General features: G+C 63.2%; 12 protein-coding genes. All 12 read right to left on the bottom strand.

Annotated elements, in window-relative coordinates:
* Nucleotide 1: 1 nt before the first annotated feature.
* The 12 genes from FJ423_RS03120 to FJ423_RS03065 all read right to left on the bottom strand — a co-directional run bounded on the left by FJ423_RS03120 (nucleotide 2) and on the right by FJ423_RS03065 (nucleotide 14356).
* The gene (locus FJ423_RS03120; protein WP_140839113.1) at nucleotides 2–2302 is read right to left on the bottom strand and encodes an FdhF/YdeP family oxidoreductase; all 2301 of its coding nucleotides are present in this window, start codon (nucleotides 2300–2302) and stop codon (nucleotides 2–4) included.
* A gap of 469 nt (nucleotides 2303–2771) precedes the next feature.
* Nucleotides 2772–3683, bottom strand: coding sequence for an ABC transporter permease (locus FJ423_RS03110; RefSeq protein ID WP_140839111.1), 912 nt, complete (start codon nucleotides 3681–3683; stop codon nucleotides 2772–2774).
* Nucleotides 3680–4780: an ABC transporter permease gene (locus tag FJ423_RS03105; protein WP_140839109.1), complete on the bottom strand. Its 1101-nt coding sequence runs from the start codon at nucleotides 4778–4780 to the stop codon at nucleotides 3680–3682. The genes FJ423_RS03110 and FJ423_RS03105 overlap by 4 nt, the downstream gene beginning before the upstream one ends.
* Entirely contained in the window at nucleotides 4777–6300 is a 1524-nt protein-coding gene (locus tag FJ423_RS03100; RefSeq protein WP_140839515.1) for an ABC transporter ATP-binding protein, read from the bottom strand. Before FJ423_RS03100 ends, FJ423_RS03105 begins: the two co-directional genes overlap by 4 nt.
* Nucleotides 6301–6302: 2 nt before the next feature.
* The gene (locus FJ423_RS03095) at nucleotides 6303–7397 is read right to left on the bottom strand and encodes a BMP family ABC transporter substrate-binding protein (RefSeq protein ID WP_181174715.1); all 1095 of its coding nucleotides are present in this window, start codon (nucleotides 7395–7397) and stop codon (nucleotides 6303–6305) included.
* 26 nt (nucleotides 7398–7423) lie between these two features.
* Nucleotides 7424–8803: an amidohydrolase gene (locus FJ423_RS03090; protein WP_140839105.1), complete on the bottom strand. Its 1380-nt coding sequence runs from the start codon at nucleotides 8801–8803 to the stop codon at nucleotides 7424–7426.
* Nucleotide 8804: 1 nt separating this feature from the next.
* Complete coding sequence (locus tag FJ423_RS03085; RefSeq protein ID WP_140839103.1) at nucleotides 8805–9464, bottom strand: glutathione S-transferase family protein; 660 nt, start codon at nucleotides 9462–9464, stop codon at nucleotides 8805–8807.
* On the bottom strand, nucleotides 9461–10306 hold the full coding sequence (locus FJ423_RS03080; protein ID WP_140839101.1) for an aromatic ring-hydroxylating dioxygenase subunit alpha: 846 nt from the start codon (nucleotides 10304–10306) through the stop codon (nucleotides 9461–9463). Before FJ423_RS03080 ends, FJ423_RS03085 begins: the two co-directional genes overlap by 4 nt.
* Nucleotides 10303–10953, bottom strand: a complete 651-nt coding sequence (locus tag FJ423_RS03075) for a Rieske 2Fe-2S domain-containing protein (RefSeq protein WP_140839099.1) — start codon at nucleotides 10951–10953, stop codon at nucleotides 10303–10305. The genes FJ423_RS03080 and FJ423_RS03075 overlap by 4 nt, the downstream gene beginning before the upstream one ends.
* Nucleotides 10954–11116: 163 nt before the next feature.
* Nucleotides 11117–11350, bottom strand: coding sequence for an acylphosphatase (locus FJ423_RS03070; protein ID WP_245340561.1), 234 nt, complete (start codon nucleotides 11348–11350; stop codon nucleotides 11117–11119).
* A 766-nt stretch (nucleotides 11351–12116) separates the two neighbouring features.
* A complete protein-coding gene (locus FJ423_RS33455) occupies nucleotides 12117–12266 on the bottom strand; it encodes a hypothetical protein (RefSeq protein WP_176477099.1) in 150 nt (49 codons plus the stop codon).
* A 14-nt stretch (nucleotides 12267–12280) separates the two neighbouring features.
* A complete protein-coding gene (locus tag FJ423_RS03065; protein WP_140839097.1) occupies nucleotides 12281–14356 on the bottom strand; it encodes a N,N-dimethylformamidase beta subunit family domain-containing protein in 2076 nt (691 codons plus the stop codon).
* Nucleotides 14357–14392: the final 36 nt, after the last annotated feature.

Below are 14392 nucleotides of genomic sequence, written 5' to 3'. Positions count from 1 at the left end.
GCTATGCGACGATCCTCACCGGCACCGACTTCGCCGCCGGGACGTGCGCTTTATGAGCCCTGTGCCACAGCGGAATCAAAGGATTGAGTTCGGGATAATAGCCAGCGCAGTTGCCGCTTGGTATGGAGTAAGGCGTGACCCGCAGGCCTCCCACCCGCCGCTCGACGCCATCATCGGCATGCGCCTCGAGAGCGACTTCCTGCCCGGCGCTGAGCCCCATCCGTCGGATGTCTTCCTCGTTCATCAGCAGGACCATTCGCGTTCCGATGATGCCGCGCAACCGATCGCGATAACCATACACGGTCGTGTTGAACTGGTCGTTCGACCGTACTGTGATCAGCGTCAGTACGTCCTCGCCCGACACATCGATGTCGGGGTCGGTTTCCAGCGTGGTGGGCAGCTTGAAATTCGCCTTTTTGTTCGGCGTTTGCCAGACACGCTTCGACGCCTTGATGTCGCGATGGAATCCACCCGGCGTGAGGAAGCGTTTGTTGAAATCCTTGAAATGTGCCGGGAAGCAGCGCTCGATCTCGTCGCGGATGCGGGAATAGTCAGCGACCCAGTCGTCCCAGGGAATCGAACTCATGCCGGCGACGGTCGCCTTGGCGAGTTCCGCCACAATGCTCGGCTCGGACATGAGATGCTCGCTCGGTTTTGGCCGCGACCCGAAGGAACCGTGAATGCAGGCGGTCGAATCCTCCATCGAGACCCATTGCGGCCCGCTGGCCTGAATGTCCTTCTCCAGCCGAGATAGGCATGGCAGCAGATACGTGACTTTCCCGGCGATCAAATGGCTGCGGTTGAGCTTGGTCGCGATCTCGACGTGCAGGTCGAGGTTCCGCCAGGCCTTCTCGACCAGTCCGGTTTCTGGAACGGCCCGCACGAAATTACCGCCGAGTCCGACGAAACCGCGAACCCGCCCGTCGATCACGCCCTCGCACGTCTCGACGGTATCGAGCCCCTTATCCCGCGGCGGCTCGAAGCCGTAGAAGTCGCGAAATTTGTCGAGCGGGACGAGCTCCGGCTTTTCGGAAATGCCGACCGTTCGCTGTCCCTGCACGTTGGAGTGTCCGCGCAACGGCGATATGCCGGCTCCGGGCTTGCCGATATTGCCGCGCATGAGCAGCAGGTTGCACAGCATCTGCACATTCTCGGTGCCGTGGCGATGCTGAGTGAGCCCCATGCCGTAATTGCCGATGACCGCATTGGCCGAACTGTATATTTCAGCGACATGTTCGAGATCAGCCCGCGAGATGCCGGAACGTCGAACGATGTCTTCCCAACCGGTCGCGCGCAGATAGGCTTCGAAGTCGGCAAAGCCGTATGTATGCTCCTCGATGAAAGCGGTATCGAGGACGCGTTTTCCGCCTCGCTCTCGGGCTGCGTCATCGAGCGCCAGTACAGCCTTGGCGATACCAGTCATGGCCGCAATATCCCCGCCCGCCCGGATCTGGAAGAAATCGCTCGACATTTTCGTTCCTGGCCCTGGCGACAGCATCTCGACCGGGTTCTGCGGGTTCTTGAATCTCACCAAGCCCCGCTCCCGCAGAGGGTTGAAGGTGATCACCGGGACACCGCGCTGGCGAGCGTCCTCGATGGGGTGTAACAGGCGCGGCGCGGTGACACCGGTATTGTGGCCGAAGAAGAACATCATGTCGGATTTGGCGAAGTCCTCCAATTGCACCGTGCCGACAGGAGAGCCGATCGATTCCGGTAGGCCGACCGACGTCGACTCGTGACACATGTTCGAGGAATCGGGCAGGTTCGAAGAGCCGTAGATTCGGGCGAAGAGCTGATACATGAACGAGGCCTCGAGCGAGGCGCGTCCGGACGTGTAGAAGACCACGGACTTCGGGTCGAGGCGCCTGAGTTGAGCGCCAATATCGCCGAACGCGTCCGGCCACGCCACCGGCTCGTATTTGTCGGTGGCGCGGTTATAGCGCATCGGCTCCGTCAGGCGTCCCTGTTTCTCAAGATCGTGATCCGGCCAATCCAGGAGTTCGGTCACGCCATGGGTGGCAAAGAAGGACGGCTCGCAGCGCCTGCTGGTCTGCTCCCACATCGTTGCCTTGGCGCCGTTCTCGCAGAACTCGAAAGGCCGCGGCTCGGCCGGCTTCGCCCATGAGCAGGAGACGCACATGTAGCCGTCCGCCTTGTTCTGCTTCAGCAACGTGCTCCATATGTCGGACAGCAGCAGCCCCTGGTCCCGCGCGTTGCGGATCAGAGACTTGAGCGAGCCCCATCCGCCGGTCGGATGATTGTATTTCTTGATCTCGACGCGATCGGTGACAGCAGGTTCCATGTGAGTCGTCCAAAAAAGAGGAAAGCAAAGAGAAAACCAAAGCGGGCCTCAGTTGTTCCAGCTTGCCTCGTCAGTCACTCATCGTAGGCCGCCAGTGCTCAGGCTCGCTAACGGTACCGCACGGTCGTGTCGGATGGCTCAATTGTGTCCAAGGAGGCGCTGCCGATCTCCACCAAGAGGGCCGAAGGGCGATGCCGGACAGCCTTGAACCGAGCGGACGATTGAGGTGGTGCCCGTCTATCATCAGCTTCGCGCTGCCCAGGGCAACCGTGGACGTCCGGCCGCCGCTGCGCTGCGCTCGTTGATAGGAGAGATCGTGCTCACGCCCGGCGACAAGCGCGGCGAGGTCCATGCCGAGCTATGCGGCGAGCTGCTCGGCATTCTCAAACTCGTCAACCCTTCATGCGCCAGGGGTATGGTGCGACCTGAGCTCAGATGTCGGGTTATAGCGCCCGGGCGGCGAGCGACACTATGGTTCGAAAGGCTCTCCCAGCGAAGCCACGCCGTTGAGCTTGAGCAGACGCCGGTTCGAAGAAATGATGCCCAGCACGACGATTGTCACGAGATAAGGTAGGCTCGATAGAAGTTGCGAGGAAACGTCGAGCCCAGTTGTCTGGGCCGCGAGGCTTGCGAGGGACACGGCGCCGAAGAGGCAAGCACCAAGGAAGATACGGCTGGCAAGCCAAGTGCCGAAGACGACGAGCGCGATCGCTATCCAGCCGCGCCCGGCGATCATGCCATCGGCCCAGAGCGGAGTGTAGACCACGGCCGCGTAGGCACCGGCAAAACCCGCCAACGCGCCGCCGAAAGCGACCGCGGCGAAGCGCACGGCGATTACCGGATAGCCGAGCGCACGGGCCGCCTTGGGATTCTCGCCGACGGCGCGGATGACGAGGCCGGTCTTGGTGTAGGCGAACACCGCCCAAATGGCGACGGTCGCAGCGAGCGAAAGCCACACGACAATGTCTTGGCTGAACAGGCCGCCGACGACCGGGATATCTGAAAGCCAGGGCAATGAGAGCTTCGGAAGCCCTTTGACCGTGAGGCTCTCAAAACTCTTGCCGAACAGCGCCGACAGGCCCTGGCCGAGGATGCCTATGGCGAGGCCCGTCGCAACCTGGTTCGCCCGGAATCCCAGCGCCACGACCGCAAAGACAAAGGAAAGAGCGGCGCTGGCGAGACCAGCGGCCAGGAAACCCAGGAGATGCCCGCCGCCTTGATAGACGATGATGAAGGCAATGACTGCGCCGAGGGCCATCAGGCCCTCCACACCGAGATTGAGGACCCCGGCGCGCTCTGCCACCAGTTCGCCGAGCGCCGCCAGAAGGAACGGCGTAGCCGCCGCCAACATCCCGGCGATGATGAACTCCACGGCGTTCATGGCGTGCTTGCGTGGGCGGCATGGCGCCATTCGAGCCGATAGCGGACGAAGGCGATGGCGACAAGATAGGCAAGCAGCAAGCTGCCCTGGAAGACCCTGACCGCAGCGACCGGCAGATTTGCCGAGACCATGGCGTTATCGCCACCGATATAGAGGGCCGCCATGAGCAACGCGGAAAAGACGATACCGACCGGGTGAAGGCCTCCGAGATAGGCAACGATGATGGCGGCATAGCCGTAGCCGGTCGAGATGGAGCGCTGCAACTGTCCGAGCGGCCCGGCGACCTCGGCCGCTCCGGCGAGGCCTGCCGCGAAGCCACCGACGAGGAGCGAAAGCCAGATCGCGCGTCCTTCGTTGAAGCCAGCGTATCCGGCGGCGCGCGGCGCGAGGCCGCCGACCTGCAGCTTGTACCCCGCGAAACTCCTCTGCATGAACACCCAGGCGCCGAGGGAGAAGGCGCAGGCGACAAGCAGCGAGACGTTGACGCGGGTGCCGGGGATCAGGATCGGCACCATCGCGTCGTACTGGAACATCACCGATTGCGGGAAGTTGAAGCCATTCGGATCCTTCCAGGGGCCGAGAAGCAGATAATTGAGCAATTGCGCGGCAACGAGCGCCAGCATGAGCGACACGAGAATCTCGTTTGCGTTGAGCTTCACGCGCCAGAAAGCCGTTAGCGACGCCCACAGCGCGCCGCCCAGCGCGCCGATGACCAGCATCGATGGCCAGATCCACTGGCCCGTTGCCTGCGGGAACCAGACGGGAATGGCGGATGCGAAGATCGCGCCGAGGATGAACTGGCCCTCGGCGCCGATGTTGAAGACCTTCGCGCGAAAGCCGATCGCAAGCCCCTGCGCGATCAGCAGGAGCGGCCCCGTCTTCAGCAGAACTTCCGAGAACGAGGCCCAGGACAGGAAAGGCTCCAGAAGCATCGCGTGGAAAATAGCGGCCGGATCGCGGCCCATCAGGAGGTAGAGGCCGAGATTAAGCAGCGTCGCCAGGGCGAGCGCCATGGGCGGGGCGACCAGCTTCACGGTAAGCGAGGCATGCTCCCGGCGAACCAGACCCGGAAGGAACGGCCTGGAAAGAGCGCTCATGCCGGGACCTTCGTGGCCATCGAATGCGCGCCGATCATGTAGCGGCCGATCTCCTCGGGTCTGGTGTCGCGCGTCACCAGCGGCGGGCTCAGCCGGCCCTGATGGATCACCTGGATCGAATCGCAGAGTTCGAACAGTTCCTCCAACTCCTCCGAGATGACGAGGATGCCCATGCCCTCGTTGCGCAGGGCGACAAGGCGCCGGCGGATGGCGGAGGCCGCGCCGATGTCCACGCCCCAGGTGGGTTGCGCCACGAACAGCAATTTCGGGGACAGCATGATCTCGCGGCCGACGATGAACTTTTGCAGATTGCCCCCCGAAAGCGCGCCGGCCTCCGCTTCGGAACCGGGCGTGCGCACGTCGTATTGCCGGATGCAGTCCTCGGTGAAAGCCTTCGCCCGGGCTGTGTCGACAAGGCCGCGTTTCAGCAGACCGAATGGATGGGCGGTCAGAAGGCTGTTGAGGACGAGCGACATTTCCGGCACCGCGCCGCGGCCGAGCCGTTCCTCCGGAACGAAAGCGAAGCCCAGCCGGCGGCGGGCGGCCGTATCGAGCGCGCCGACATCCTTTCCCATCATGTAGATGCAATCGGACTTTTGGCGCGGCAGCACCGTTTCGCCCGAGATCAGCGCCGCGAGTTCGCTCTGCCCGTTGCCCGATATGCCCGCTATGCCGAGGATCTCACCGGCACGCACCGTCAGATTGACGTCGCAAAGCGGCACGGCGAAGGGATCATCGGGCTGATGGTCCAGGCCCACGATTTCGAGGCGCTTTTCGCCGCCGGAATGCGCCAACGCCGGCATGGGCTGCGGCATGTCGCGGCCGATCATCATGCGGGCGAGGTCGTGCGCGTCATGGTCGCGCGGGTCCACGTGGCCGGTGACGCGCCCGCCGCGCAGGATGGTCGCTAGATCGCAGACCGCCCGGATCTCCTCCAGCTTGTGCGAGATGAACAGGATCGAAACGCCGCCGTCGCGCAGCCGCCGCAAAGTCTCGAACAGCTTGTCCACCGATTGCGGCGGCAGGACGGAGGTCGGTTCGTCGAGGATCAGGAGCTGGGGTTCGGTCATCAGGCAGCGAATGATCTCCACCCGCTGCCGTTCTCCCACCGAGAGCGCGTGCACATGGGCAAGCGGATCGACCTCTAGTCCGAAATCGCGGCCGAGCATGCGAATGCGCTCGGCAAGGTCCGATTTGCCTTTGGGCACGACCAGCCGGATGTTCTCCACCACCGTCAGCGTCTCGAACAGGGAGAAATGCTGGAAGACCATGCCGATCCCCTTGCGCCTCGCATCCGCAGGGGAAGCGAGGGCCAGGGGGTCTCCTTTCCAGGTCGCCATTCCGGCGTCCGGCTGCTCGACGCCGTAGATCAGCTTCATCAGCGTCGACTTGCCCGCTCCGTTTTCCCCGAGGATCGCATGGATCGAGCGTGGAGCCACATCCAGATCGATGTCTCGATTGGCATGGATCTGGCCGTAGCTCTTGGAGATGCCGCGCAGCGACAGGAGCGGGACGGTCACGGTCACTTGGGCAGCGGCGTGGTGACACCCTTGACGTGCCAGTCCATGGCAACGATCTCGGCTCCGGTCATCGTCTTGCCGGCGGGCACGCCCTCGCTGCCGTCGGCCTTGACGATCGGACCGGTAAAGGGCGAGAAGCTGCCGTCGGCGATCTTGGCTTCAACATCCTTTATCCTGGCCATCATGTCGGCCGGGATACCCGGGTTCCAGTCAACGACCTCGACCACCTTGTCGCCGACACCCAGGAAAGCGTTTGCGCCCTTGAAGGTGCCGGCGATGTGGGCATCGACCGAGGCCTTGAAGAAGGGTGACCAGTCGGTCGCCACGCAGCCGAGATAGGTTTTGGGCGCGTATTTCTTCATCGACGAGTTGAGGTTGAAGGCGGGGATGCCGGCTTCCTCGCAGGCCGAGACGACGGAGGGTGTGTCCTGCGCGTTGGAGAAGATCACGTCGCATTTCTGCGCCAGCAGCGCCTTGGCGGCCTCCTGCTCCTTGGCCGGATCGAACCAGGAGTTCACCCATACGACCGAAACCTCTACATCGGGCTTTACCGCCTGCGCTCCCAGCGTGAAAGCGTTGATGGAGGTGATCAGCTCGGGAATGGCGAAGGCAGAGACCGAGCCGAGCTTGCCAGTCTTCGAAAGCGCGGCTGCCGCCATGCCCATAAGGTAGGTACCCTGGGAATATTGGGCCGCGAAGGGCGAGAAGTTCGGCGCCACCTGGAAACCGGAAGCGTGCAGCACGGTTACATCGGGATTGCGGCGCGCGATCTGCAGGGCGCCGTTCTGATAGCCGAAGGAGCCGGCGACCAGGAACTTGTTCCCGTCGGCGACCGCCTTGTTCATGATCCGGTCGGCATCGGGTCCTTCCTGTATGTTCTCGATGATGGTCACCTTCACCTTGTCGCCGTAGGCTGCCTTCACAGGCTCAAGCCCGTCGGCGAGCGCACGGCCCCAGCCCACATCGCCGACCGGCGACGGGACCACGAGCACGATGCCCAGAGGTTCGTCGGCGGCAAGCGCGCGGCCGCCCACCGCCACGACGAGCCCAGAGGCGGCCGCGCCTTTCATCAATGTTCTGCGGGTAAGATTTGTCAGCATGTCGGTTCCCCTTGTTTTGGTTTCTAAAATTCCACCGTCGCAAGCGCCGCCTCGGCTTGCGCGAACAGCCTGGCCTCGTCGAGCCCCGGGAATTCGCCTTTGGCCCAGACGATGCGGCCGTTGATCATGGTCATGTCCGTCGGCGCGCCGATGCCCACCTTGGCCAGCAGGCTCAGCGGATCGTGCCGTGTGCCGACATAGTCCATGCGCCGCGTGTCGATGGCGAAAAGGTCGGCGGCCATGCGGGGCGCCAGCCTGCCGATGTCGCCGCGTCCGAGCAATGCCGCGCCTCCGGTCGTCGCATAACCGAGAAAATCGGCCGGCGGCGGCACCGGATGGTCGCGCGTCGACGCCGACAGGCACTGCAGCATGTAGGCGGAATGGATGCAGTGCATCAGGTTGGAATTGTCGTTTGAGGCGGCCCCGTCGCAGCCCAGACCCACACGGAGGCCGAAGGCCGACATCGCCGGAATGTCGGTGATTTCGGCGCCGACGAGATAGACCGGTTCCGGGCAGTGGGCGACGCCGGTGCCGCTCGCGGCCATCTTGCGCAGCTCGTCGTGGGTCAGTTCCCAGCAATGGGCATAGAAGGTATCCGGCCCGCAGAAGCCGATGTCCGCGCAATAGTCCACCGTGCGCATGCCGTGACGGGCCTCGATTACCGGGCTTTCGCCCTCGCCGACATGGGTATGCATGCGCACCCCGCGGTCGCGCGCCAGCGCCACCGATTCCACGAAGGTGTCGCGATAGCAGTTGACTGGCTGGCAAGGCGCGACGACGACCTGCCGCATGCCGAAGGGACCGGCATCATGGTAGGCGTCGATCAGCCGGGCGCAGTCGGCGATGAATTCGTCGGTCGTTTCCAGCATGGCGTCGGGGATGGTCGAGCCTTCCGATTTGGGCAGCGTGTTGCCGCCACGTCCTGCATGGAAGCGCATGCCGAGCAGTTCGGCTGCTTGGAACTGCCGGTCGATCAGTCGCTTGCCCGCCTGCCGCGGAAAGCAATACTGATGGTCGAATGCCGTCGTGCAGCCGTGCTTTATCAGCTCGGCCATCGCCGTGACCGATGCGTGGTAGAAGCATTCCTCAGTCAGCCGCGAAAAAATGGGATAGATGCGGTCGAGCCATTCGATGACCGACAGCTTCGTCCAGTCCAGATCGGCGCGGTTGCGCACGAAGCATTGAAAGAAGTGGTGGTGGGTGTTGACGAGGCCGGGATAGACGAACCAGCCAGCGGCGTCCTGCGTAATTGTTCCAACCGGCAGCTCTGCCTTGTCGAGGTCTGCGCCGATGGCTCGTATTGCCGGGCCGTCGGTCAAGACATCGACATTGCGTCGGATGTCCGGACCGTTGCCCTCGTCCACGATGACCGCAGCGCAGCCCTTCAGCAAATAGCCCGCCACGTCAGGCCTCGCCGACTTCGAGGACGGGCGCGGATGTCAGTTCGTGCAGCCGGTGGATGCCCGGCATCTCGATAAAACCCTCGAGACTGCGGACCGCCCGTGACCAGAGCCGGATCGCGGGATAGGGGTCGAGCGAAACGCCGCCGTCGGGCGCCAGCGCAACATAGGGAAAGCAGGCAATGTCGGCGATCGTCGGTCGATCCGACGCGAGGAAGCGCTGGCCGCGGATATGCTGTTCGACGAGGCCCGCTTCCAGCTCCCGCAGGGCCGCTATTCCCTGCTCCCGAAGGGCGGCGATATTGCCCGGACGCAGCAGCATCTCGTGCAAGCGCGCCGCCCCAAGGCTCGCGGTCAGCCGGTGCGAGAAGGACAGCCATTGCTGGACGCGCGCCGTCCGCCCGACCGTATCATTGCCCAGCCATTGGGGTGCCGCCTTCGCGGCGAGATAGACCAGCATGGCCGAGGATTCGGTCAGCACGAGGTCGCCATCCTCCAAGATCGGGATCGAACCGGCCGGATTGAGCGCCATGAGCTCAGGACCGCGATGCTCGCGACCGGGATGGAAGTCGACAGGACGGATGTCGAGCGTCACCCCGATCAGCGCAGCCATGAGGCGCACCTTGTAGCAGCTCGGCGACAGCACGTAGTCGTAGAGCTTCATTGCGCCACCAGTTGCGCGCCGTAGGTGTAGCCGTGGCGTTTCAGCCAGCGCCGGTAGGCAACCGAGGTAAGGTCGGCGCGCGTGGGAATCTCCATGCCGGGATCGAGCGGGAGCAGCGTCGGAATTTGGTTTTCGAGGATCGATCGGTCCTGAACGAAGATCGTCTGCTGGAAATGGATCAGGTCGGCCATCGGTGTTTCGTCGTCGAACAGCGCCATCCATGGCCAGACGTCGCATAGGTCTTCGGCAAGTGGCTGCACGAAAAGTGTGATGACGTCCCATTCCGCCGGGCGAGGCGGGCAGGTCTTGTAGAGCACCGAGCAGGTCGGCGCGGGCACGCGGTACATGTATTCCGTGGTGATGCCACCTTCCGCCGACTTGGCGGCCTGCGGCTGGTAGAACTTCACCTGAGTGGCCCAAACCTCGTCTTCGTCCTCTCGGATCTCGACCTTGTAGTTCTGCACCTCCGTATGCGGCTCGGCCCCCAGTATGTCGGTATGCACGAAAGGAAAATGCGCGATGTCCAGGAAATTCTCCACCGCACGCAATGGCGAGCAGCGCACGCGCACCACCCCGACATCGACGAGCCGGCGGCCCGGCTGATCGGCCTCGGGGATCGCAAACAGCGGCTTTTGTGGATCACCGAGCGATGACCAGACATGGCCATAGCGGATGCAGGCCGGCAGGTCACGTCCGTTGCCGCCCGTGACCTTCGCGTTTCCATCTTCGCCGCGCCTCACCGCGATCGGCTCGCCCATCAGGGCCGTCCTGCGCCCATGCGCATCGAGCTGGCTAGCAAGGCCGACAGGGTACCATCCGTCGATCATCGTGTTGCGGGTCATCGGGCGATCCCGGCGCGTGCAATATCCTCGGCCGCCCGCCGCAGCGCCTCGGCGGCCCTCGACGCGGCGATACGCTCGTCCGGATTGCTGTCCTCGTCCACCAAAACATGCATCAACGTGCGCGCCTGCCCATCGGGAGCAAGCAGCAGCCGGACGGTCCGGTCATCATAGGTGTAGTCGAGCAGGTCTCCAGCGGCCGTCGTGCCCGCGGCCGCCTCCAGCGCCACGATGCCCGCTTCCACCACCATGGAGCGGAGCGGCGCAAGGCCCTCGAACCGCGGCGGCCCGGCGGCGGGTTCGCCAACGGAAATCCACATGATGCCGCCTCCATCCTCGACGTGCTGCGTTGCGACACGAATCGTGTCCGGCGGCGTCAATGCCGGATGGGCCGGAATGCGCTGGCAGTTTCCCGCCTTGGCGTAGCTCCAGCCGTGATAGATGCAGGCCAGGGTCTCACCGCGTACGAAGCCGTGGGAAAGGCGCATGCCGCGATGAGGGCATCTGTCGGCGAAGGCCGCCGCACGGCCGGAGCGGGTTCGCCAAAGGGCAACCGGTCCGGCCGGGGATTGCGCCGGCATAACGGTTCCCGCCGGCAAGTCCGCGGAGAGGGCAACAGGCATCCATGAGCCGGTGGGATAAGACGGCATGCATCAACTTTCAAAACGGCACCAGCATCTTCCCGAGCGAAGCTTCGCGGTCAAGGATATGCTAATACGCCGGGTTACGTTTGCACAACATTTCCTCACTGGCAATAATGCCTAAAAAAAGTGCATCACACCTCCGCAGGCAGAGGGCCGCAGGCCCAGAAACTTAGCCCGATTCGCTCTCGATCGGCGCCCGGCGGATGGTCTCGACCCAGACATCGATTGGTCCAAGAGAGCACCCCATCTCCATCATGTCGATGAGTTCGACCGGACCGGCAATGTCGAGTTCAATGCGGTCGGGACCGGCAACGCATATTGCATGCGCGAGCCCCAGCTTGGCGGCATGACGCTCGATCCACGGAAGAAAGGATGCCACCTCGACATCGCCGAGGATCGTCATACGCTCCCGCCAGGAACATCGATTTTGCTCGTTCATAGAAAACCTCGGCAATGAAGCTGATATTCTATCTATCTAGATCGTGCTCAATCGCTGAAACATCTGCTTTGAGAGCGTCGTCAGGCCAGACCTGAAGGCGAAGACTGCTATGTGCGAGTTGATCCTCAAGATCGACAGACAGGTTTCGGTCCAACTAGTCGCGCTCACGACCTGGTTGATATGCCTTCGACGACGCGCTACGGGATTGAGGGATCGTATAGGCCGCTGGCTTCCCAGCGCGACCTATCCTGGCGGATGGAGGGCGCCGACGGTCGCGAAACACTCAAGAAGCTTTTCACGATTTCTCCCTAGGGGTCCAAGGAGCAGCGCGTGCTCAACCGCCTCTGGACCCAGATCAAGACCGGAAGCTAAACGGAATATGGCGGCTCAAACCTTTTTCGAGCGGCGCCGCGGCGTGGAGGCCTGCCGCCGCGTCGTAGCCATGCGACAGAGGAATGGCAGAGGGACATGGCGAAATCTCTGGGGTCGGTAAAGAGCAAATTCACGCTCAGGGCCGACCAGAATGACTCCCGCGATCTCCAGCACGCCGCTGCCAAGGGGCGCTTTCTCGCGCCGGCTGGATATGGTCGGGCGCCCGTGACGGGCGCAAGTCGGTGGCGATCTGGCCAATTGCCAGTTCCGCCGCGTTAACGAACTGGCTGAGTCTGATGCTACCGGCCTCGCGATCGTTTGAGCCTTTCCGACTCGATCGGATCGAGCGTAGCTGCGATCACGTCCGCGTGGCCGCGTTTACAGGGCAGCAATGAATGCTCAAGCCCGCATGGCCTTCCACATTTTTCGGGCGCGCCATGGTATCCGCGCAGGCGGAGTTCATGGTTGCCGCGACCATGAAGACCGCCAGTCCCAATCTCTTCAGCATTTCAGTGCTCCTCATCAGGCTTGATCGCCGGGCGTCGGAGTTGGCCTCCTGCTTTGCAATGCCGAGAGACGGTTGAGCAGGTTGAGGGTGATCCTCCCCACGTCGTTCATTGCTTTGCCGGCAGGCAGCGCGCCGCACCAGGCGACCGAACTTGCTGAAAAGATCAGGCCGCCCGCAGCAAGATTTCGTAAGGTCATTTCGGCGCAGCGACGGCCGACGCGTTCTTCATCCCCGCCCGCGTACCAGCGCGAGGGATCCTGGAAGAAGCCGGCCGGAAAGTCCGTCGCGCGGGCGATCACGACGGTGTCGGCCGACGTGCCCAGGGCCGGGTTCGTCGCATCCACCTCGTAACCCGCGGCGGCACCCAATACGATGCCTTCCGAACCGAAGGTTTTGTCCTCGATGCCTTCAAACAGCCATGCGCATTCCGGCGCGTGGCTTTCGGGCGTTCGCGTGAACGGGCGCGCGCCGTCGAAACCCATCAGCGAAATCGCGCCGCCAACCAGTGAAAACTCGCCGCGGCCCCGGGAGCGAAGGTGGCCGCCAGGCTCGTTGGTTATCGACAGATATTGTTCGCTGACCGGGCCGTCCCATGTGCGGCCAGGTTCCAGGGGCGAGCGGCGCAATTCCATCAGGTCGTCCTTGAAGGCGACCGTTCCGGCAAAGCCGTTTCCGCCGAGATAGGCGATGCTGCCGCCCTCGGCCGCGAATTGCCGCAGTGCCCCTTCCATCTCGGTCGACATGTATTCCGGATGGCTTCCGGTCACGACGGCCCGATGCCCGCGGAGAACCTCGATCCCCTGCCGATGCAGATCGTGATCGGTGACGATATCGAGCGCTATGCCGTTCTCGTTGCAGAATCTGAGGAAATGCAGATCGACCGGCAAGTTGTGAGGGCAGCCGCATAGCGGGTAGTTGTAGTCGTCCCGCAATGTCACTTTGGGTTTGCGATAGGAGCAGATCGACACGCCGCTGAGATCGGAGTGATAGTCGTAGAGCGACTTGAGGCTGTTTGCGATGGCAAAGCGGTGTCCGCGATCGTCGCACTTCCATTCATAAAGATGGTCTGGGAGATACTCGTCCGCGTAAGCGAGATAGGTCGCGGTCGGCAGCAGATAAAGCAGCGGTGAAGAGGCACGCGCGGAGGTGACGAAGAACACGATGCGCTCGTAGCCGCCGTCCCATTCCACCTGGAAAGCGTACACGCCCGGCTTTGCATTCTCGGGCACCGCGGCGCAGTGGGAAGCGGGCCAGTCGAGCGGTCCCATGTCATCGTCATGGCAATGGACGGCATCGTATTGCGAAGGCACGAGCCGGGGGTCGAAGCTCGATCCGTCCCAGCGCGCCGATGTCACGCAGAATGTAGGCTGATTGATCACATCGAGCGCCAGCGGAACCGGTCCGCCTGACGACAGGATCGGTCCCGTCGGCAGCAGAGTCGGGAAATCCCAGGCGATTGGCCCCTGAGAAGTCTCCAGCCGAATAGCCGCAAATCTCGCATTGAGAGTGAGCTCGCTTCGAGAGCCGCTCGCGCCGAAGAGGATGTCGCGCCCTTGCGGATGCCATTCGGCGTCGCGCAGGCGCCGCTTGAATTCGTAAGGGGCGAGGAGGTCGTGAGATTTCAGCTTGAAGAACGGCTCGTCCTCACGCAGGCCGAGCTCGACCGTCAGCCAAACCCCCTGCGGAACCTGCGCAGAGAACAGACGATCATTCCGCGTCTCCAAGGCGATCGCCCCATCGCGAAGGCCCAGCAGAAAGGACCCCGCTTCCAGGATCGTGCGCGACCCCGTATTGCGGGTGAGAAACAGCTCAAATCGGATGCCCTTGACGGCCGGCGCTTTTGCAAGCTCCTCGGCACGCAGGCGAAGGTATGATCCATGATCGAAGCTGCGATGCACGTCCGGCTCGGATGTCGCCTCGATTGGCCAATCCACAAAGTCCGCGGCTTGCGTGTCCAGCCGGCATATCCGCACGCCTTCCACCGGCCGGCTGCAGGAGAGGCCAAGGTCCACCCGCTGGCCGGGCCTTACGCTCCACGGCGTGGCATAGCCGGCCGCGCTCATCGCTCCATGGTCAACCAAGCGGCGCATCGATCGTGCCTCTCAAATCCATGAATGACGGAGCGA

This window comes from Mesorhizobium sp. B2-8-9, assembly GCF_006439475.1.
Lineage (GTDB): Bacteria > Pseudomonadota > Alphaproteobacteria > Rhizobiales > Rhizobiaceae > Mesorhizobium.
Note: the sequence above shows the minus strand (reverse complement) of the source record. Positions and strands in the feature narration are given on the sequence as shown.